The 20,655-nt window shown below is 71.0% G+C and carries 16 protein-coding genes and 3 pseudogenes; 9 read left to right on the forward strand and 10 right to left on the reverse strand.

Annotated elements, in window-relative coordinates; translation table 11 throughout:
* Positions 1–196 precede the first annotated feature (196 nt).
* Positions 197–1,354: an RNA-guided endonuclease InsQ/TnpB family protein gene (locus ACFP3V_RS15730; RefSeq protein ID WP_380583759.1), complete on the reverse strand. Its 1,158-nt coding sequence runs from the start codon at positions 1,352–1,354 to the stop codon at positions 197–199.
* Between the two features lie 26 nt (positions 1,355–1,380).
* On the opposite strand from ACFP3V_RS15730, the gene tnpA reads away from it, so the two are divergent.
* From tnpA to ACFP3V_RS15750, 4 genes are all read left to right on the forward strand, one after another.
* A complete protein-coding gene (gene tnpA, locus ACFP3V_RS15735) occupies positions 1,381–1,809 on the forward strand; it encodes an IS200/IS605 family transposase (RefSeq protein ID WP_380583761.1) in 429 nt (142 codons plus the stop codon).
* A 214-nt stretch (positions 1,810–2,023) separates the two neighbouring features.
* Positions 2,024–3,400, forward strand: coding sequence for an IS1380 family transposase (locus ACFP3V_RS15740; RefSeq protein ID WP_380583763.1), 1,377 nt, complete (start codon positions 2,024–2,026; stop codon positions 3,398–3,400).
* An 801-nt stretch (positions 3,401–4,201) separates the two neighbouring features.
* Positions 4,202–5,773 (forward strand): TROVE domain-containing protein, encoded by a 1,572-nt coding sequence (locus tag ACFP3V_RS15745; protein ID WP_380583765.1) that lies wholly within the window; start codon positions 4,202–4,204, stop codon positions 5,771–5,773.
* Between the two features lie 69 nt (positions 5,774–5,842).
* The gene (locus ACFP3V_RS15750) at positions 5,843–6,298 is read left to right on the forward strand and encodes a hypothetical protein (RefSeq protein ID WP_380583767.1); all 456 of its coding nucleotides are present in this window, start codon (positions 5,843–5,845) and stop codon (positions 6,296–6,298) included.
* Positions 6,299–6,475: 177 nt separating this feature from the next.
* Here the strand turns inward: ACFP3V_RS15750 and ACFP3V_RS15755 are convergent.
* The 3 genes and pseudogenes from ACFP3V_RS15755 to ACFP3V_RS15765 all read right to left on the reverse strand — a co-directional run.
* A pseudogene (locus ACFP3V_RS15755) lies at positions 6,476–6,670 on the reverse strand (cupin domain-containing protein); the annotation flags it as partial.
* A gap of 57 nt (positions 6,671–6,727) precedes the next feature.
* Positions 6,728–7,603, reverse strand: coding sequence for a ribonuclease BN (locus ACFP3V_RS15760; RefSeq protein WP_380583769.1), 876 nt, complete (start codon positions 7,601–7,603; stop codon positions 6,728–6,730).
* Positions 7,604–7,711: 108 nt separating this feature from the next.
* Positions 7,712–8,341, reverse strand: a complete 630-nt coding sequence (locus ACFP3V_RS15765; protein ID WP_380583770.1) for an LUD domain-containing protein — start codon at positions 8,339–8,341, stop codon at positions 7,712–7,714.
* A 162-nt stretch (positions 8,342–8,503) separates the two neighbouring features.
* Between ACFP3V_RS15765 and sigJ the strand changes: the two genes are divergently transcribed.
* Positions 8,504–9,436, forward strand: coding sequence for an RNA polymerase sigma factor SigJ (gene sigJ / locus ACFP3V_RS15770; protein WP_380583772.1), 933 nt, complete (start codon positions 8,504–8,506; stop codon positions 9,434–9,436).
* 91 nt (positions 9,437–9,527) lie between these two features.
* Here sigJ and ACFP3V_RS15775 read toward each other — a convergent pair whose 3' ends face one another.
* A complete protein-coding gene (locus ACFP3V_RS15775; RefSeq protein ID WP_380583774.1) occupies positions 9,528–11,258 on the reverse strand; it encodes a cation:proton antiporter in 1,731 nt (576 codons plus the stop codon).
* A 237-nt stretch (positions 11,259–11,495) separates the two neighbouring features.
* Positions 11,496–12,659 (reverse strand): epoxide hydrolase family protein, encoded by a 1,164-nt coding sequence (locus tag ACFP3V_RS15780; protein ID WP_380583776.1) that lies wholly within the window; start codon positions 12,657–12,659, stop codon positions 11,496–11,498.
* A gap of 97 nt (positions 12,660–12,756) precedes the next feature.
* On the opposite strand from ACFP3V_RS15780, the gene ACFP3V_RS15785 reads away from it, so the two are divergent.
* Positions 12,757–13,356 (forward strand): TetR/AcrR family transcriptional regulator, encoded by a 600-nt coding sequence (locus ACFP3V_RS15785; RefSeq protein ID WP_380583778.1) that lies wholly within the window; start codon positions 12,757–12,759, stop codon positions 13,354–13,356.
* Between the two features lie 269 nt (positions 13,357–13,625).
* Here the strand turns inward: ACFP3V_RS15785 and ACFP3V_RS15790 are convergent, their stop codons facing one another.
* Positions 13,626–13,919 carry a winged helix-turn-helix transcriptional regulator gene (locus tag ACFP3V_RS15790; RefSeq protein ID WP_465270100.1) on the reverse strand — a complete coding sequence of 98 codons (294 nt, stop codon included), beginning with the start codon at positions 13,917–13,919 and terminating at the stop codon, positions 13,626–13,628.
* A 131-nt stretch (positions 13,920–14,050) separates the two neighbouring features.
* On the opposite strand from ACFP3V_RS15790, the pseudogene ACFP3V_RS15795 reads away from it, so the two are divergent.
* Both ACFP3V_RS15795 and ACFP3V_RS15800 read left to right on the forward strand, forming a co-directional pair.
* Positions 14,051–14,611 (forward strand): annotated as a pseudogene (locus ACFP3V_RS15795) (carboxymuconolactone decarboxylase family protein).
* A 143-nt stretch (positions 14,612–14,754) separates the two neighbouring features.
* The gene (locus tag ACFP3V_RS15800; RefSeq protein ID WP_380583782.1) at positions 14,755–15,051 is read left to right on the forward strand and encodes a DUF1330 domain-containing protein; all 297 of its coding nucleotides are present in this window, start codon (positions 14,755–14,757) and stop codon (positions 15,049–15,051) included.
* Between the two features lie 201 nt (positions 15,052–15,252).
* On the opposite strand, the pseudogene ACFP3V_RS15805 reads toward ACFP3V_RS15800, so the two are convergent.
* Positions 15,253–15,442, reverse strand: a pseudogene (locus tag ACFP3V_RS15805) (hypothetical protein).
* Between the two features lie 369 nt (positions 15,443–15,811).
* Positions 15,812–17,746, reverse strand: a complete 1,935-nt coding sequence (locus tag ACFP3V_RS15810) for a BTAD domain-containing putative transcriptional regulator (protein ID WP_380583783.1) — start codon at positions 17,744–17,746, stop codon at positions 15,812–15,814.
* A gap of 136 nt (positions 17,747–17,882) precedes the next feature.
* On the opposite strand from ACFP3V_RS15810, the gene ACFP3V_RS15815 reads away from it, so the two are divergent.
* Entirely contained in the window at positions 17,883–18,761 is an 879-nt protein-coding gene (locus ACFP3V_RS15815; RefSeq protein ID WP_380583785.1) for an alpha/beta fold hydrolase, read from the forward strand.
* A gap of 474 nt (positions 18,762–19,235) precedes the next feature.
* Here ACFP3V_RS15815 and ACFP3V_RS15820 read toward each other — a convergent pair whose 3' ends face one another.
* A complete protein-coding gene (locus ACFP3V_RS15820; protein WP_380583787.1) occupies positions 19,236–20,438 on the reverse strand; it encodes a helix-turn-helix domain-containing protein in 1,203 nt (400 codons plus the stop codon).
* Positions 20,439–20,655 lie beyond the last annotated feature (217 nt).

Below are 20,655 nucleotides of genomic sequence, written 5' to 3' on the forward strand. Positions count from 1 at the left end.
GGCGGGGAGGACCTGGATGCGACGAGCTGGCGTCAACGATCTGTTGAAGCTGTTACCCGCGGATTGCCCCGGCGTCGCACGTTGGTTGCGGAGGTAACGATTGCAACAGGACGTCAACTTGACCCGGCCCTGAAGGGCCGGGCTTGGGGGTAGCGCCCAACTGGCTGCCGGGTGGGCTCCTCCGTCCAGACACCCCTTATGGGGTGGCAGGGACGCGTGACTCACGCCCCGCATTCCACGCGTCCGCGCCCCTGCGGGCGAGGACGCGGGAAGCGTTCCGGTCAGCGTGGGCAACGACCCCGCACCTCCGGCATGCGAACGTGGCTTGGGACGTGCGGTTGAGCCGGTCGACGTGTCCGCACTGCGCGCACTCCCGTGAGGAGTAGGCCGGGTCCACGAACACGAGCGGGACACCGGCCCGACGCGCCTTGTAGACGATGAAGTCTCCGAGCTGGGCGAAGGCCCAGGAGTGGAGTGCGACCCGTTGGGGCTTGCGGAGCCGTACCCGGGTGCGGATGCCCTTGAGTTCTTCGAGGGACAAGCCGCGCCCGGTGCGTTCAGCCTCGGTCACGATCGTCTTGGCGATGATGTGATTCTGGTTCTTGACATGCCGTTGCTCGCGGCGGGAGCGCTCCTTCAACCGCCGCTTGGCGGACTTGGTGCGCTTCTTCTGGAGCTTGGCCCGCAGGGCGACCTGACGCCTGCGATAGCGGTTCAGGCCGCGCCCGGCGGCCTGGTAGCCGGTGGAGGTGGTGGCGATGTTGACGATACCGAGATCGACGCCGATGAAGCCGTCCGGCTCGTACTGCTCGGCCTCGGGCACCTCACACGTGGCGATCAGGTAGAAGGCCCCGTCACGCTCGATCAGGTCGGACTCGCCCTTGCGATACTGCTGGAGCACCTTGAGCGCGTCCGTGGAGCAGGCGAAGCGGACGTTCTTCAGACGCCCGGCGGTGGTCCAGATGGACACGGTCTGCTGGTCCAACTGCCAGCTCACACACCGGTCGTCGTACGGCTGCGCGGCATCGGGCCGGAACGTGATCGGCTTCGACTCGGCCTTGATCCGGCGCTTCGACTTCGGCTTGCCGAGGTTCCCGGCGCGGATGTTGGCGTGCAGCGTGGTGTACGCGTCGCGGACCTTCTTGATGACGTGCTGCGCCGCCTGCGCCCCAAGCCCGGAGGCTTTGAGGTGGGCGTACGTGTGCTTGCGCAGCTCGTACTCACGCGGCACCCCATGGGCGAACGCCACCTCGGACACCCAGCACGCCAGGTCGTTGACCGTGCGCAGGGTGGAGCGCAGCGCGGACGCCTGTACGGCATCCGGCATCAGCTTCACCTGCGTCACGATCTTCATGCCGAGCATCGTACTACCATTGATCTATGTCACCACGCTGGGAGCCAAATCCCAATATCCGCAGGGGTCGCACGGTCGTCTACACCCTCCATGCGCACTTGGTCTTCACACCCAAGTACCGGCGCGGCCCGTTCACCGACGAGATCCTCACGCGCTGCGAGGAGATCATGCGGGCCGTCTGCGCCGACTTCGAAACAGAGCTGGTGGAGTTCAACGGCGAGCGCGATCACGTCCATCTGCTCGTGCACTACCCGCCCAAGGTCGCCCTCTCACGATTGGTCGGCTCCCTCAAGGGAGTCTCCGCCCGCAGACTCCGCCAGGAGTTCCCCGGCCACATCCGCAAGTACCTGTGGGCAGACCACTTCTGGTCCCCGTCCTACTTCGCCGCCTCATGCGGCGGCGCACCGCTGTCGATCATCAAGGAGTACATCGAGAACCAGAAGCGTCCCAGCTGAGGTCAACAGTGCGGACCCGTGCTCCAGTGCGGGTCACCCCTGTCTTGATAAACGCTTCCTCCCGGCCGTGAACGGCCGGGGTTCCGCGCTAGCCTCGTGCTTTCATGCGCCGGACCGTCCGGCAGGTGGTCGTGTAAGCGAAAAGTGCCTCTGACCAGCAAGAATGAGGATTGTCGAGGCCCTCGTTCCCGCACCCGTCGGAGGCACTTCCCAGGTGAGCAAGCGTATCGGTTCCTATCCGCGCGTCCGCGTGCAGGGCGATGGCCGGGCAGTGGTGTCGCAGGCCGGGGCGGTGCTGCTGGTCGAGACGGTCCGCCGGACCGGCCTGGACACCTCGCTGTCGCGGGAGTTGGGGCCGTGGCGCAAGCCGCGGGCGGTGCACGACCCGGGCAAGACCCTGCTCGACGTCGCGCTCGCGGTCGCCCTCGGCGGCGACTGCCTGGCCGACGTCGGCATGCTGCGGGCCGAGCCCGGCCTGTTCGGGCCGGTCGCCTCCGACCCCACCGTCTCGCGCCTGGTCGACACCCTCGCGCAGGCCGGCCCCCGCGCCCTGGAGGCGATCCGCCGTGCCAGCGCCGAAGTGCGGGACCGGGTCTGGCAGTTGGCCGGGCCCCGGGCCCCGCACGCGAGCGGCCAGGTGGTCGTGGACATCGACGGCGTCCTGGTGGTGGCGCACTCCGACAAGGAGGACGCCAAACCCACGTGGAAGAAGACCTACGGGCACCACCCGCTGTTCGCGTTCGTCGACCACGGCGGCCAAGGCTCCGGGGAACCGGTGGCCGCACTGCTGCGGCCGGGCAACGCGGGCAGCAACACCGCCGCCGACCACATCACCGTCGCCCGCCAGGCCCTGGCCCAGCTCCCGGCCCGGTTCCGGCGCGGACGCCGCACCCTGATCCGCACCGACTCCGCCGGCGGCACCCATGAGTTCGTGGGCTGGCTGAGCCGGCGGGGCCGCTGGCTGTCCTACTCGGTCGGCATGGTCATCACCGAGCAGATCCACCACGCGGTGCTGCAGATCCCCGCCTCGGCCTGGACGCCCGCCATCGAGCCCGACGGCCGGGTGCGGGACGGGGCCTGGGTGGCCGAACTGGCCGGCGACGTGATGCGGGGCTGGCCGGCCGGGATGCGGCTGATCGTCCGCAAGGAGCGCCCGCACCCCGGCGCCCAGCTGCGGATCACCGACGCCGACGGCATGCGCCTCACCTGCTTCGCCACCAACACCCCCGAACTGCCGATCGCAACACTGGAGTTGCGGCACCGCCAGCGGGCCCGCGCGGAGGACCGCATCCGCGCGGCCCGCGACACCGGCCTGCGCAACCTCCCGTTGAAGGCCACCGCGCAGAACCGGATCTGGCTGGAGATCGTCCAACTCGCCCTGGACTTGCTGGCCTGGCTACCCATGCTCGCCCTGACCGGCGACGCCCGCCGCTGGGAGCCCAAGCGCCTGCGGCTGCGGCTTTTCTCCGCCGCGGCCCACCTGGTCACCACCGGCCGCCGCCGCTGGCTCCGCCTCGCCCGGCACTGGCCCTGGACCGACCTGATCACCAGCGCCTTCGACCGCCTCCAAGCCCTGCCCGCACCCGGCTGACCAGCCGAAACACCCCGCCCCGACGAACCAGACACCCACCCGGACCCGTGGAAACCGGCGCCCACCCGACGCGACAGCCGGACCACCGGCCTGCCCACGACGCCGCCACGAAGCCGAAACGGCCCGCCAGCAAAGCTGACGGACCGTCACGAAACTTCGAGGCTAGATGATGCTGAACACCCCTTCCGTCGCAAGAAAATAGGAAGCGGCAGCGGGCGGCTCGCAGCTATGGTCTCTCACGTCCAGGTGCGCAGGCCTTCGTTACTTCCACTGCCAATGGAGAGGTCCCGGGTTCGACTCCCGGTCGGGGCTTCCAGCCCCGATAGCTCAGCGGCCAGAGCGCTTACGTCACGAATGCCGACTCTGATCTCTGGACGACAACTTCAGACTTCCGCCCGGTGCGCAGGCAACGCGTTCTTCGAGGTTCGATCCCTTGCAGGCCCGACCCATGGGCCTGCTGCCCGGCAGGCGGGCGCTCGCGTCACCAACTCGACCTCGGGCGGCACAACTTCATAAGCACCTCCCGGTGCGCAGGCACCCGGTTACTTCTCTCTGAAAAAGAATCCCAACCGGAATGCCGACCTTCGATCTCGGGAGGCATCAGCACCGGGGCGCCCGGTGCGCAGGCTGCGGATACTTCAGCGGATCTGACGGTTGCGGGTTCGAATCCCGCCCCGGCCGGCACAGTTCGGCAGGTAGCTCAACGGATAGAGCATCAGACACAGGACCGCCGCCGACTCCTGATCTCGGGCGCCCATATGCTCACGCCTCCCCCTGACACCTTCATTCAGGGGGTTTTCCATGTCCCGCTTCAACGTCAAGACCGCCAAGCCCTCTGCGGTCTCCCCGGTCATGACCACCGGCCGGCGGACCGTCACCCACCAGGGCGGCACCGGCCACCTCCGCGACGCGAAGTCCGAGCTGTTCCTCCTCGCCGTCACCAACATGGTCGGCCAGGACACCTTCTACGAGCGCGGTGGCCACCGCGACGACCGGTACACCCAGCTCATCCGCCGGCTCGCGGTCGAAGACCACGAGTGGACCGCGGCCCTGCTGACCTGGCTGCGCACCGACGGCAGCATGCGGACCGCGTCTCTTGTCGGCGCCGCCGAGTTCACCAAGGCCCGGCTCGACGCCGGCCTGGCCGGGCACTCGCGGCAGGTGGTCGACGCCGTCCTCCAGCGTGCCGACGAGCCGGGCGAGTTCCTGGCCTACTGGACCACCCGCTACGGGCGGGCGCTGCCGAAGCCGGTGAAGCGCGGCGTGGCCGACGCCGTGCGGCGGCTGTACACCGAGCGCGGCCTGCTCACGTACGACACCGCGTCCAAGGGCTACCGCTTCGGTGACGTCCTCGAGTTGGTCCACGCCGCCCCGGCGGCCGACCGGTCCTGGCAGGGAGACCTGTTCAAGCACGCCCTCGACCGCCGCCACGGCCGCGACGCGGAGATCCCGGCGAGCTTGAGCACGGTCATCGCCCGGGAGCGGTTGCTGGCCACTCCCGTCCAGGACCGGCGCACCGTACTGCGGGAGCACCCGGAGCTGCTGCGGCTCGGCGGCATGACCTGGGAGGCGCTGGCGGGCTGGTTGCAGGGCCCGATGGACCGCGAGGCCTGGGAGGCCGTGATCCCGTCCATGGGGTACATGGCCCTGCTGCGGAACCTGCGGAACCTCGACGAGGCCGGCGTCAGCGACCAGGTGGCGCAGACCATCGCCGCGCGGCTGGCCGACCCCGAGCAGGTCGCGAAGTCCCGCCAGTTCCCGTTCCGGTTCCTCGGGGCGTACCGGCATGCGCCGTCGCTGCGGTGGGCCTGGGCGCTGGAGCAGGCCCTCGGTCACTCCCTCGCCCACGTGCCCGCACTGCCCGGGCGCACGCTGGTCCTGGTCGACCGCTCCGGCTCGATGTTCGGCGGCGTCAGCGAGCAGACCAAGCTGAACCGGGCCGACAGCGCCGCGGTGTTCGGCGCGGCCGTCGCGCTCCGGGCCGAGCACGCAGATCTCGTCGAGTTCGGCACCACCAGCCGTTCGGTGCCGTTCCAGCGCGGCGAGTCCGCTCTGCGGATCCTCGAGCGCTTCCACGACCTCGGCGGAACCAACACCACCCAGGCCGTCCAGCAGCACTACAAGGGCCACGACCGCGTCCTCATCGTCACCGACGAGCAGGCGGCCTACAGCCACCTCGGCACCCCGGCCGACCAGGTCCCGGCGCACGTCCCGCTCTACACCTGGAACCTCGCCGGCTACCGGCCCGGACACGGACCCTCCGGCTCGGCGAACCGCCACACCTTCGGCGGCCTGACCGACCACGCCTTCCGCATGGTCGCGCTCCTCGAAGCCGGACGGAACGCCACCTGGCCGTTCGGCGCAGGCAGCTGACCTGTTCCCGGGACCGGCCAAGCGCCCACCTGGTGCGGAAGCTTCACAAGCCCCGCATAAGGTGGGCGCATGGACGTGCTGACGATCATCGCGGATCTGGCCAGGGAAGCCGAAAGACAGGTCCGCGATCACGCATGGCGACTGACATCCGCCGAACGCGACCTCGCGCAGCAGACGGAAGCCGGCCTGCGTGCGGCCGTGGGCCCACGGGAAGCTCAAGAGGCCCTCCCGGAGATCGAGCGGCTGGAACACCTGCGCGAAACCCTCGCCGTCCTGGCCGTCTCCCTCGCCCGCATCCACGGACGCATGGCCTGGTTCCTCTCGGGCGCCCTCACCGCCCTCGAACCCGTCCTCCAGTGGCGCGCCTTCCCCACCGACGGGGGCCCCACCTTCGGCACCCGTCCATCGACTCCGGAGCAGTACACCGAGGCCGAAGATGCCGTCCGTTGCCTCCAGGAAGCCCTGGCCCGTATCGCTGCGGCTGCGCCGGCAACGCAGAATCCGGGCCCCGAACTCGGGGACTGACCATTCCGCGGCGCGGACGCGGCCTTGAAGCTCCGTGCCCCCGGAGACGACCGAGGGAACGCCATGCCTCCCTGGGCCATCTCCACCGCCGACGGGACGACGGGGAAGAGGCCGGACATCCCGGGCGCACCCGTGACGTCCGGCCGTTCGTTCGCTGTTTGCTACCGGCCCCCGGGCCCCAGGGGCGGGCGGGGTGCGCGGTCGCAGGCGCTCTCCCTGCGGCCCGGACATGATCAGGTACTCGACCGGGCCGCCCGCGCCAACGTTCGCCACCCCATGGGGCTTGCTGGTGTCGAACTCGGCCATGTCCCCGGCTCTCAGGACGAGGTCCCGATCGCCGAGTGCGAGCCAGAGCCGCCCGTACAGGACGCACGGATCCGCTCCGGAAGCGAACGCGCGATGGTCAGCCGCCGACGTCGCCCGCTCGGATCACACGGTGGAACCGTCCGCCGGGGTGGCGCGGCGGTCATGGAACTGGCGCCCCGCCAGTGCGCCCGCGTAGAAGACGAACCCCACTCCGATCAGCCAGGATTCGACGACGATCACAATGCCGACGCCGCCATAGGACTCCGCATTGGTGACGATCATCGGATCGAACACCAGCCAGGAGAACACGCGCAGGCCACCGAGACCCACGAGCGTGGCCACCGTCCCCGGCAGCAGCGCCCGCCAGCTCACCCGGCCGCCCAGCAGGAATCGCTGCCCCCACCAGAAGAACAAGAGCCCCGACGCCCCCAGGAGGAGGACCCGCTCACCACTCTGCACGAGTCCGTGGCGCAGCCACACTCCGCTCTCGACCTCCGCGGCCAGGTAGAAGGTCAACGCCCCCAGCCATGCCGCCCGCCGCCACAGCTGGCGCCAGCGCGGCGGAGGCAGACGCCAGTCCTTTTCGTAGGCCCCTTGCACCTCGGCGGCGAAGCCGAGACCGAAAAGCGCCAGCAGGGCCAGACTGAGGGCGCCGGCCGCGTGCTCGATCTGGTGCTGGCCCGCGAAGAGCCGCTCCAGCGGCGTGGCGCTGCTGCGCTGCAGGCTCATGCCATCCACGAGCCAGCTGTCGAATGCCCGATCCCGGAAGGGATCGATCGCGGCGACCACCAGCAGCAGCGGAAGCAAGGTGACCAGGCCCTGCGCCGCGAAGACCATCGAGCGCCGCATCAGATCGAGCTCACCGGCCTCCCGCACGAACCGACCGAGCCTGCTGCCGCGCCACCGCCCCGACCACCCCTCCCCCGGGCCCGCTGGCGGCCGATCCCCGGCAGCCGATTCCGGGTCGGCGTCATCAGCCACATCGAAGCCTTCCAGCAAGCACCTGTCCTCGACGGCCAACGCTTGCAGCGCGCGCACCGCGCATCAAGGAAGCCACGCCGCCGCGGGAGGCAGCCGAGGCGGCAGGCCGGCCACCGAGCTGTGCCGTCAGAAGCCGATCGCCTCGCGGAGCAGGAGGACGGTGCCGCGTCCGGGCTCGGTTTCGGCGTTCATGATGAGCACCCGGTTCAGCGCGGCGGGCTGCCCGTACACCTGGTGGGTGCGCTCGTTCTCCAACGGCAGACAGTGCTCTTCCACTCGCCGCAGCGCGGTGGGCAGGTCCGGGACGATCTTCTGCGCTCCCACGACCCAGATCGCCCGGGCGGCGGCGCCGGCGTAGCCCGGCAGTTGGCTGCCACTGGCCGAACCTGCCACCAGGGACCCGGTCTCGGTGACCGCGGCGACGCTGCCCACGATGAAGTCCGGGACCGACAGCGCGGTCCAGATCTCGTTGCGCTGCGTGGCCCGATCCATCGTCCAGCCCCGGGCCTTGACCGAGTCGTAACGGCCGCTGGTGTTGAGGTCGTCGTCGATACCCGAGAGACGGAGGGTCTCGCTCGCCCCGGTGAACACCGCGGCGCCTTCCGGGATGATCTGCTGGACACGCGCCCGCGCGGCAGCGGCGTCGTCGACGATCTCGACCACGAAGCCGTGGTCGGTCAGCGCAGCAGCCGCCCGCTGCAGGCGCTCCTCGGCGGCGGGGTCGGTGAAGGACGGTGCCGGAGTATCGGTGGTCATGATGAGCCTCCCGCTCACAAGAAGGTGGTGTTGCCGTCTTCCTCTGGCGACAAGGCAGCCCCGCGAAATGTGAGGTGAGGTGGTCGGGCTCACATTCCGGTGCGCTGTCCTGTCGAATGCACGAGAGCGAGAGCGGGTTCAGGAGAAGGAGACAGTGCCGCCATGACCACCCAACCCGAGCCGGACCTGGAACGCGTCATGGGTGAGCGGCGGCAGCTGATCAACCTCACCTACCGGCTCCTGGGCTCACTGGCGGAAGCCGAGGACGCCGTTCAGGAGACCTACACCCGCTGGTACGCCATGTCCGGTCAACAGCGCAGCGCCGTGGAGTCCCCCGGAGCATGGCTGACCACGGTCGCCACCCGCATCTGCCTGAACCTGCTCGGCTCGGCGCGCGCCCGGCGCGAGACCTATGTGGGCGAGTGGCTGCCCGAACCGCTGCCCGGGCCCGCCGGCCGCGCCGGCTGGTCCGCCCCCGCCAGCACCGACCCTGCTGACCGGGTGACTTTGGACGAGTCAGTCACCATGGCGTTCCTCGTCGTACTCGACTCCATGACCCCGGCCGAGCGCGTGGCCTTCGTCCTGCACGACGTCTTCGGCTATCCCTTCGCCGAGGTCGCCGAGATCACTGGCCGTACTCCGGCGGCCTGCCGCCAACTGGCCTCCTCCGCCCGGCGCCGCGTCAGCACGACGCGGACCTCGGCCATCCTCCCGAGCTCATCGAGCCCGGCATCCCAGCGCGCCCGCATCGTCCGCGAATTCAAGGCGGCCTGGCAGGCCAAGGACATCGCTGCCCTGATCGGCCTGCTCGACCCCGACGCGACCGCGGTCGCCGACAGCGGAGGCCTGGCTCTGTCCTTCCTGGACCCGATCAAGGGCGCGGACCAGATCGCCCGCGGCTGGATCGAGATCGCCAACCGGGCATCGGGCCGCACGACGCTGCTGGAGCGCACCGTCAACGGCCAGCCCGGCCTGGTCGCCGAGCAGGACGGCGTCGTCGTGACGGTGTTCGCGTTCGACATCGTCGACGATCGGATCCGGCACATCTGGGTCATCCGCAACCCGGAGAAGCTGCGGCCCTGGACCATGAGCTGACGCCAGAGGTCCAGGCGCCCCGGGGTCGCAACCCGAGCCGACAGGCCGTTCAGCAACGACCGCCGTCGGCCGTCCTCAGGCGCTCCTGCGGTCAGGGCAGCAGGATGACCGCCCACCCCTCCCCCAGGCGAGGCGGCGGTCCGTCCGTGGTGGCCGGCAGCAGCCGCCCCGCACCGTCCACGGCGAACAGCAGCCGCGCCGCACGGGGCATCGGGGACACCGCGGGCTGGACGAGCGTGCGGCCCGCGGCCAGCATGCCGGCCCGCACGCCCGGGCTGAACAACAGCCGTCCAGCGGTGTGCGCGGGCGCCACCGGCAGTCCACCGGGCGGGTCCTGAAGCCGGAAGACCGCAAGACCCCCCTCTCCGAGAAGCGTCGCCGCCAACGCGTTGACCTCCGCTTGGTCGCTCAGCAGCAAGACCGCGGTCAGGCCCAGCTCCTCGGCCTCCTCCTCGCCCAGCGCGCCCAGCAGGTCTCCCGGCAGCAGCTCCAGGCCGTGCTCGGCCGCGCGCGCATGCTGCTCCGGTGAGCTGCTCCACAACAGCGGCTCGATCCCGGTCTCCCGGATGGCGCAGGCAAGCCCGATCACCCAGGGCGCGTCGCCCACCAGCAGCGGCCGTGCCGCGGCCGGTCGGACCACACCCAGCCGCCGGGCCACCGGCACCGCGGTCAGCCCGTAGACGCACACGGTCGCGACGATCACCACGAAGGTGGCGGGCAGGATCCGCTCCGCACCGGCGACGCCCCTGTCGGCCAGTTCCGTGGAAAAGGTCGCCGCGGTCGAGGCGGCGACGATGCCGCGCGGCGCCATCCACCCCAGGAAGCGCCACTCGCCGCCCGTCAGGTCCGTGCGCAGCGTGGCCAGTCGGGCCACCAGCGGCCGGAGCGCCAGCACCAGGACCGCGACCAGGGCGAGCGAGGGCAGCACCACGTGCCGCAGGGACGCGGGGGTCACCGAGGCGGAGATCGAGATGAAGAGCAGGCCGACCACGAGCGACACCAGCGTCTGGAAGAAGGGCCGTCGCACGGTGGCCGCGAAGGCCGGGAGGCTGGCCACCGCCACACCCATGAGGTTCGCCGAAACCAGCCCGGCGTCCTCGCGCAGCGCATCGCAGCCGCCCGCGATGCCCACGACCGCGGCCAGCTGCACGGTGGTGCCGAGGATCTCGCCCAGATCCATGCGGACCAGCAGGAGCCACAGCACCCCGATGCCCAGCAGCCCGCCGCCGACGCCGACCGAGGCGCTCAGCAGCAGACTGCCCAGCGCGTGCCACAGCCCCGCGTTGACGTGCCCGGACAGGGCGTGGAACACCAGCGCGCCGAGCAGGCCGCCGACGACGTCGATCAGTGAGCCTTCCCAGGTCAGCAGCTGTCTCACCCGCCGCTCGGGCCGCACGAACGCCAGCAGCGGACCGACCACCGTGGGCCCGGAGACCACCAGGATCGCCCCCAGCATCGCGGCGGCGTCCCCGGACAGGTCCAGCAGGGGCGCGGCGGCCAGTGCCGCCCCGATCCAGGTCACCAAGGTGCCCACGGTCACCAGCCGGACCACGATCCGGCGCAGCGGCCCGGTCAGTCGGCGCAGGTCCAGCTCCAGTCCCGCGTCGTAGAGGATGACCGCGACCGCGAGTGAGACCATCGGCGCGAAGGACGGCCCGATCAGGTTGGACGGCCGCACCTGCGGCACCAACGCCCCGGCCGTGAAACCCACCGGCAGCAGCAGGATGATGGCGGGCAGACGCAGCCTCGCCGCCAGCACCTGCGAGCCGACGGCGAGAACGATACTGAGGCCCGCCCCGGCGAGGATCTGCTGGGACGTCACTCCGACATTGTGAAGCGGTATCTGACGGTCTGTGCGCTTCCACGCCGTAGCCGTCAGGACAGTCAGGGCTCCCCCGGGCCGACTCGTGGCCGAAGGCCAACTCCAAATCGGGCGAGCACCTGACGCTCTCGGAGACCACTGGGCGGCAGGATGGTTGCCGTGCCAACGGCGATGTGAATGATCTCGTGCGAATCCGGGTGGAATTTGCCCCGGAATGCAGCGCAGCGGACCCTGACGTCAGGAACGAAGGGGCCTCAGGCCGGTGCGGATTTCGCTGACCAGGATCTCGGGCTGTTCCAAGGCCGCGAAGTGCCCGCCCTTTTCGGCCTCGCCGTAGTGGATCAGATTGCTGTAGGTGTCTTCGATCCAGCTTCGCGGCAGGCGTGGGATGTCCTTGGGGAAGACGGTCACCGCGACCGGAAGCGTCAGCTTCGGGCCGGCGAAAGTGGCCGACTTGTTCTCCCAGTAGATGCGGGCGGAGGACGCGGCGCTGTTGGTGAACCAGTAGAGGGATATCGCGTCGAGCATGTCGTCCATGCTGAGGGCGTCCTCGGCGAGACCGTGGTTGTCGGTCTTGGACTGGAACTTCTCGTAGATCCAGGCCGCCTGACCGGCGGGAGAGTCCGCCAGCGCGAAACCGACCGTCTCCGGCTTCGTGCCCTGAAGGTGGTTCGACCCACCGAGATCACCGGTGTAGCGGGCGAGGCTCTCCACGGCGTGGCGCTCCTCAGGCGACACGGTGTCGGGTATCTGTGCGGGAAAGGCGTACTGGGTGTTCAGATGCACCCCGAGAAGCCCTTCAGGTCGCATCGCCCCCAGGGCGGTCGTGACGACGGAACCCCAATCGCCGCCTTGCGCGGCCCATTCCGTGTAGCCGAGGCGCTTCATCAGCTCGGCCCAGGCGCTCGCGATGCGCGCTGCAGTCCACCCGGTCTCCGTGGGTTTCTGGGAGAACCCGAATCCGGGGAGCGAGGGGACGACGACGTCGAACGAATCGGCCGCGTCTCCTCCGTACGATTCCGGATCGGTCAGCGGGCCGATCAGTTTCAGGAACTCGATGATGGAGCCTGGCCATCCGTGCGTGAGGATCAGCGGCATCGCGTGGGGATTCCTGGACCTGACGTGGATGAAGTGGATGTCCAGTCCGTCGATCTCGGTCAGGAACTGGGGGAAGCGGTTGAGTTCGGCCTCGAAGCGCCGCCAGTCGTAGCCACGCGCCCAGTAGTCGACGAGGGCCCTGGCGTTCTCCACCCGAACTCCTTGCGACCAGTCGCCCACTGTTTCCGGATCCGGCCACCGGGTCCTGGCCAGTCGCTGCTTGAGGTCGTCGATCTCCGAATCCGGGATCGCGACGGTGAACGGGCGGACGAGGGCTGAGGACGGCGGCGTCGGTGCGGTCATGGCCTTCTTCTCCTGGGCGTTGAAGCACGGCGCAACACTCCGTTGCACACCGGTGTGCAATCTACGTCACTGCACACTGGTGTGCAACACTGCTGTCGTGGCCACCGACTCCGCCCGTGTGCGCGCGATGAAAGAGACTCGCGATCGCATTCTCGACGTCGCCCTCGACATGCTGGGAGAGAACCCCGAGGCCGGCATGGGCGACATCGCCGCTGCCGCCGGCGTGGTCCGCCGCACCGTCTATGGCCACTTCCCCTCGCGCCTCGACCTGGTCCGGACGCTCACGGAACGGGCCGTCACCGAGATGACAGCCGTACTCACCGAGGTCAACGCTTCCGGCGCAGAAGCGGACGCGGCGTGGGCCGAATTCATCGCCCGCCTCTGGCCGGTGGCCCACCGGTACCGCGTGCTGCTGGCGCTGCGCCGCGGCGAGTACGGCGAGGCCATCCACGGCCTGCTCGGGCCGGTCGACGAGCTCCTCGCCGACCTCGTGAAACGGGGCCAGGACAGTGACGTGTTCGCACAGCACCTGCCCCCGGGCGTTCTGAGCCAGCTTGCCTACGGCGTCGTGTTCGCCATAGCGGACAGCGACCTGTCGAACGGGACCCGCGGCGCCCGCGCAGCAACGATCACGAGCCTGTTGATGCTGGGAGTTCCCGAGACCCGCGCGATCGCCCTCGCAGACGGCCGGCCCTGACCCGCAGCACTCGGGCGGAGCCGCAGAACTCCCTGCTCCGGACGCGACGTCGTCGCCACACGCCGATCCGCGGGTGATCCGGGGTCTCCGCCCGGGGTGCGAGGGAGCAGCGATGGCCGTTGTGGTGGCGCAGGAAGGGGAGAAGGACGTCAGCGGATCCGGCTTTCCGGCGTAGGGCTCCGAAGTCCGTTCGCTGACAAGAGAGCTGTGCGCAGTTCACCCCCAGCGCCAGGAGCCCGGGGCTGCCGATCGGAGCGGCTACGTGGCGGTCATTCCGGCTCTCCCGGTGACACCGGGCCCAGTTCCTCGGCCCAGCGCCGGCTCCAGGCGTCCAGTGGGCGAAGTGCCTCGACGAGGTCCCGGCCCAGCTGAGTGAGGCGGTAGCCGTCGGCGTCCAGGGCGAGCAGGCGGGCGCCGGACAGTTCCTCGATCCGGGTGCTGAGCACGCTGGAGGACATCTGCTCGCATCGGCGCTGCAACTCGCGGAAGCCGGCCGGAGTTTGACTGAGTTCCCACAGGATCCGCATCGTCCAACGGCGTCCGAGCAGGTCGAGTGCGGCCATCACCGGGCGACCCGACTCGGACCCCCGCACCGGCATACCCGGGCGTGGCGCACTGGCTCCCATACTCACTCCTTGCGCTTCGGTTCTCGAAGCATCATAGTGGTTCGGAAATCGAAGCCGGAGGTGTCGCGATGCCACGCATCGAGCCGCTCACCCCACCCTACGACGCCGACGTTGACCGGGCGCTGCACCGGTGGATGCCGCCGGGGGTGCCCCACGATCCGCTCGTCCTGTTTCGCGTCCTGCACCGCAGCCCGGAGCTTGCCTCACGCATGTTCGCCCTCGGCTCCGGACTGCTGGGCCACGGCCTCCTGCCGGCCCTCGACCGGGAGATCGTCATCGCCCGCGTGACCGCACGATGCGCCTGCGCTTACGAATGAGGCGTCCACGCCGCGGCCCTGGCACCGCAGGCCGGGCTCAGCCCGGAGCAACTGCGGGCCACCACCCTGCCCGACGCGACAGCCGGCGCCCTGTGGTCGCCACGCCACACGGCACTGCTCCACGCAGTCGACGAACTGCACGACACAGCCCAGCTCACCCAGTCCGCCTGGGACGCCCTGCGCCTGCACTACGACGAGCCTCAACTCCTGGAGCTGCTCGTCCTGACGGGCTGGTACCGAACCATCAGTTACGTGGCCAACGGGCTCCTCCTGGAAGAAGAACCCTGGGGCGCCCCGTCCCCGACGCGATGACCACGTCCTGCCCGACCCACCGCGGCACCGGCCGGCACCGGCTCCATCGCGATCGCAGCGCCGGCAAGCCCCGCCCGCCCACCTGCACCTGCGTCCGAGACTCACCCGTACGTCGGATGCACTCGTCCCCACCTGGAGGTTCCATGCCCAAGGGCTACTGGGTCAGCGTCTACCGCACCGTTTCCGACCCCGAGAAGCTGGCCGCCTACAACAGCCTGGCCGCTGCGGCCGTCAAAGCCGAAGGAGGTCGGACCTTCGTCCGTGGCGGCGGTCGGGTCGTGGCGTACGAAACCGGCATCGCCGAGCGCACCGTCCTGGTCGAGTTCGACAGCTTCGAGCAGGCCGTGGCGGCGCGCGAGAGCGCGGCCTACCAGAAGGCACTCGCCGTCCTCGCCGACAGCGCCGAGCGCGACTTCCGCATCGTCGAAGGCATCGACTGACCGAGATCCTGGCGCATCATCACTGAGGTTCGTCGCGGCGCAAGCCTCAGACAGAGGGACTGATCCGGCCGCTGCTGTCGGGGCCGGGCCGGCTGCAGGGTGTTGAAGGACTCTCTGTGTGAGCACGGAGGCGGGGGCTGCCCACAACGGCCTCAAGTGGCGGTCCAAGTCCGCCTCTTGAGGCCGTGGGACGTCCGGTGTCTACCGCTTCGTGGCTCTGTGCTCCTTGAGGAGTGCGGTGATCCTCTCATAGCTCGCCTTGGCGTTCAGCGCGGCCACGAGTCCATCGGGGCAGAGTTCGTAGTGGTCACCCCACCACCGGCGGCCCTTGTTGTCCCAGATCCGGTAGCCACCAGGGGACACCCCTGGCTACGTAACGCCGCCGGCTCACAGCAGGCCATCTGACGTCTGCTCAGCAATGAACAGTGACAGCCGATAGGTGGTGGGCTGCACGAGTCGCCCGCACAAGGTGTCCATCCGCAGTCGAGCCGAGTCGATGCCCCGGTTCTCAGAGCGATACCTTCGGAGACCGCTCCGCCATGCCTCGTAGTCCTGCGTCTCGAAGATCACCTGCCAATGACCTGCCGATGGCTCTGCCGGCCGGTGTTGCTGTCGCTTTCCTTTCCGCTGTCCAGGCATGGCGATCACGATGGCGGCAAACCACCTCCATGACAATGGTCGGGCCGTCTGTGGGCCGTGCGGACGCCTGAGCCGGGGCGGGTCGGGGGCACCGGAGGGGCGGGTCGGCGGAGGACCGCGGTCATCGCGCGCCGGCGCACGCCTCGGCCTGCGCCAGGTACCGTGCCACCGGCCCCAGCGTCAGCATCCCGCTCGCGCCGCCCGCGTCTTCCGCAGCGGCCAGGCGCAGCGCCGTCGCGGCGCGGGCGGCGATCGCGCGTTCGCCAAGCTGGGCGGCTGCGTCGGCGGTGAGGCACCACAGTGCCTCCTGCATGTGGTCGAGGGGTGGCTCGGGCGCCAGGGCCAGGGCGGTGCGGGCCTGTTCGATGCGGTTCTGGGCGAGCAGCACCAAGGGCTGCGTCCAGGGACGGTACGGGCCCCAGTCGAGAGCGGGGTCGGTGGGCGCGGGACGGCCGTGCAGGCGGCGCAGGCCCAGGAGGGCGAGGGCGAACAGGCCCCGGTGCAGCCCCGGCATTCCGGCTTCGGCGAGGGCGTTCTCGGCAGCGCGGTAGCGTGCGGCGGCTGTCGCGGCGGACGGTCCACCCACCTCGGTGCTGCGGGCGGCTGCGGCCCGCGCCCCGAACCAGCTGGTGAGGACCGGGACGAGGGAGGCCTCGGTGCTGACGGCGAGTTGCTCGGCGGTCCGGGCGTGTGCGGTCGCGGCCGCGAGGTCGCCGCGGGCGGAGGCGGACTGAAGGCGGATGAGCCGGCCGAGCACGGCGAAGTCCGGCAGCTCGTGTCGGGTGGCCAGGTCGATGATCTCGGCGCCGATCAGGTCCCTTGCCGCCGCCAGGCCGGGCCGCGTGAAGGAGTGGAGGAACACGGCGTTCAGGGCGAACACCAGAAGGGCGGGATCGCCCAGCTCCCGGGCCAGCGCGTCGGCCTCTCGGGCGGCCCCTCGCGCCCGATGGTGTTCGTCGGCGGACAGGTCGGCGCTTCGGCTCTCGACGGCGACGGTGGCCAGCAGGCGGGCGCGCAGTTCGCCGGAGCCCTGGGGGCCGAGGGCGGTGAGCGTCCGCTCAGCCGCCGCGACGACGGCGCGGGACTGCTCGGGATCGTCGGCCCGGCTCCACAGGGCGGGTACGTCGTAGGCGCCGATGACGCGGGCGGTCAGGGTGACGTCACCGGTGCGCTCTGCCGCCTGTGCGGCGGCCAGGCGGTCGCGTCGTGAGTGCGTGAGAGCGTCGCCGCCCGCCAGGGCGAGGGTGCGGGCCAGCGCGACGGTGGTGCGCGGGCCGAGTCGCTCGCCGGCGGTCCACAGCGTCCGCGTCGGCCTCGGCGTCACGGCTCCCTGGAGGATGTCCCGCTCCAGGCGCTGAAGTTCGGCACCGGGGTCGAGTCCGAGCTGGTCCACGAGCATCGTGCGCGCGCGGCGGAGGGTGGCCAGCGCGTCTGCCTGGCGGCCGGCCCGGTGCAGGGCGCGGGCCAGCAGCCCCCAGGCGGGCTCGCGCCACGGGTGCTCGGTGACGTGCGCGCCCAGTTCGGCCACGAGCTCGGCTCCGGAGCCGGCGTCCAGCAGGAGGCGGGCACGCAACTCCACAGCCTCCAGCCGCAGTTCCTCCAGGCGGGCCCGCTCGCGCTGGGCCCAGGTCGAGCCGGTGACGTCGGCGTAGGCGGGGCCGCGCCAGGACGCCAGGGCCGCGTCGAGGTCGGCCGGGGCACGTGAGGCGCGCCGGGCACGGGCCAGCACGTCTTCGAACCGGTGCGCGTCCACGCTCTCGCGCGGCAGTCGCAGTGCGTAACCGGGGCCCTCGGTGACCAGGACGCGCGGCGGGGTGCGCGGCGGCCGGTCGGGTTCGAGGGACCGGCGCAGTGCGGCGACGAACGTGCGCAGCGCACCGACCGCGCGCTCCGGCGGCGCCGCCCACAGGTCGTCCACGAGGGTGTCGGTGGGGACCATGCGTCCACCGGCGGCGACGAGGCGGGCGAGCACCTCGCGATGGCGGGGCCCGCCCAGGTCGACCGGGGTGCCGTCGTCACGGAGGGCCCGCACGGGACCGAGCACGTCGATGCGCATGTCCTCCATCCTCCGTGCCGCGGCGCGGTGGCGTCGAAGCGTACTGATCGGCTGCTGATCGCCGCCGCCGACGCTGGTCGCGTCAGACCTGGGAGCACACTGCTCGCCGGTCCCCCGATCCCCGGAAGGAACCCTCATGACCCTCGCGATCCCTGGTTTCGACTTCGTGCGCCTGCCCGGCGCGGAGGGGGTGGAGCTGGCTGCCGCCGTCGGCGGCAGCGGCAGCCCCATCGTGCTGCTGCACGGCTTTCCGCAGACACATCTGATGTGGCGGCACGTCGCCGAGCGGCTCGCCGGCGAGCACACGGTGATCTGTCCTGACCTGCGCGGCTACGGCGCCAGCGACAAGCCCGCCGCCACCGGCCCCGAGGTGTACTCCAAGCGCACCATGGCCGCCGATGTCGTCGCCGTGGCGGCGGCGCTCGGCCACGAGCGCTTCGCCCTGGTCGGCCACGACCGGGGAGCCCTGGTCGCCTTCCGGGCGGGGCTGGACCATCCCGAGACGCTCACCCACCTGGGCATCCTCGACATCGTGCCGACCCTGGACATGTGGAACGTCCTGCGCGGCGTGTCGGCGGCGGTCGGCTACCACCTCTTGCTCATGGCCCAGCCGCCGGGGCTGCCCGAGACGATGATCGCCAACAGCGCGGACGCCTTCTTCGGCTCCTTCCTCGACGCCTGGGCTGGCGACACGGCCGCCGTATCGGAACCGGTCCGGACCGCGTACCTGCGAGCGAGCGCCGCCGCCGTGCCGTCGATCGTCGCGGACTACCGCGCCTCGGCCGGCATCGACGTCACCCACGACCAGGCGGACCTGGATGCCGGATCCCAGCTCGCCATGCCGGTGACGGTCGTCCAGCAGGACTGGGGTGCTCAACTGGGCTACGACGCGGCCGCGTTGTGGCAGGCGTGGGCGCCGGACCTGGACCACCGGCTGACCCGGGCAGGGCACTTCATGGCCGAGGAGGCACCCGACGAGATCACCGGCGCGATCCGCGACCTCCTGCGCCGCTGAACCTCTCCACCGACCCGCGGGCGAACCGGGCCCGGCCGATCGCAACCGCCGACCTGGCCCTCCCGCCGGCCCGCGGCCCCTGGCCGGGGCGGGCGGGAGCAGGTACGGCGTCCAGCGGGCAGACCGGTCGTCACGGGCGCCAGCAGGGCCACCGAGGGGGCGTGCGGGGCAGGAACAGCGGCGGTCTTGTCCCAGCGGTGGCTGGTCAGCCACCGCTGGTGCTTGGCTACCGCGAGGCGGCGGCGAAGGTGGCAGCCGGCTCCCCTGGGCGTCGGGGCCGCCGGGCGCCGGAGCAGCCAGTGCCGACGCCCCGCGCGATCACGTGCAGCCCGAGCCCCGGGCTCGCGCAGGCTGGTGCAGCGGGATCCAGGCACCGATGCCCGGGCCCGCGCAGGCTGGGGCAGCGGGATCCGGGTGCCGAGATGCCGGAGCCCCGGGCCGTCAGCCGCCAAGGGGGCCTGAGCCCCGCCGGGCTCACTGTGTCACGGCGTCGGCGACCATGCGCCAGATCTCGGCGGCCAGGTCCATGTTGCCGCTGGCCTGTGCCTCCTCGGCCAGTGCCCGCAGCGCGGCGACGGCCGCTTCGCGCTCGCCCTCCATGAGCCGGACCTTGTTGCGCAGCATGTCGAGCCTGAGGCGTTCCTGATAGGGCGTCAGCGCCTCGTACTCCTCGAGCTGCTCCAGCAGCGCCCGCGCCTGGGCCGGGCGCTCCTGCAGGACGGCCACGCGGGCGCGCAGGGCCAGCAGTTCCTGCTCCAGGCTCGGGGTTCCGGCGAAGGACATGCAGGCCTGCAGTTCCTCGATGCGCTGCTCGACCTCGTCCGTCCTAGGCGGTGTGCGCAGCAGCGCGGTCCAGGCGGCGCTGACGCGCAGGCGCATCCACAGGGTGAGGTCGTCACGGCCGCTCAGGCCGTCGATGGCGCGGTCGAGGAGCACCGCGGCGCCCTCCGGGTCCCCCTGGCGGGTGCGGACGGCCGCGGCGGTCCACAGGGCCTCGGCCCAGCGGACCCCGGACTGCCCCTCGACGAGGGCGAGGAGTTCGTCGGCGTAGCGGTCGGCGTCGGGAAGGCGGCCGCTCTCGGCGAGGGCGGAGACCAGTGCCAGCAGCGCGGAGGTCAGCACCCGTGCGGGCAGGTTCTCGCTCGTGGCCAGCTCGTAGGCGCGGGTCGCGGTGGCCACCGCGTCGTGGATCTGGCCCATGTTGCGCATGCACCGGGCCAGTTCGGCCAGCGTCCTGACCTGGAGTTCGGGCAGGCCGACGGCGGCGCTGAGAGCGGCCAGTTCGTCCAGGGCCTCGCGCTGCTCGGTGAACTCCCGGCGCCGCCGGCGCCACTCGGCAACCTGCCACAGGGCCTGCCAGCGCAGCAGCGGGTCCTCGCCGCCCGATGCCTTCAGTGCCTGGGCGAGGGTCTCGCCGGCCTCGTCCGGGCCCAGGCCGGCGGCCAGGGTCAGGCTCTGCGCGAGCGAGGTGGCCGTGGACTGAGCCAACTCGGCGGGGCTGATGCCCAGTTGGGCGGCGAGGTGGGCGACGGCGCGCTCCGTGGGCTGCCGCGCCCCGGACTCCAGACGGGAGAGGTACCCCGTCGACATGCCCTCGCCGGCGAGGGCGGCCAGCGTCAGGCCCCGTTCGGTCCTCAGTTGCCTCAGGCGGCGGCCGAAGACCGGCTGCTCGAGCATGGCTGAACTCCCACGGGTGGCGTCGTCGCGCGACGTACGGATGCTTCCTTCCGCCTCACACTACGTCCTTGCCGGGCCTCTGGCAAACATTTGCCCAGCCCCGCCAGCGCGGCGCCACGACCGGGCAAGCCGATTGGCAAACAATTTTGGCAATAGCTTGCCAACACCGTGGCAAGCGTCGTAGCGTTGCTCTCGTCGCCGCCGCCGGGACCCCGGC

Source organism: Streptacidiphilus monticola (assembly GCF_042658505.1).
GTDB lineage: Bacteria > Actinomycetota > Actinomycetes > Streptomycetales > Streptomycetaceae > Streptacidiphilus > Streptacidiphilus monticola.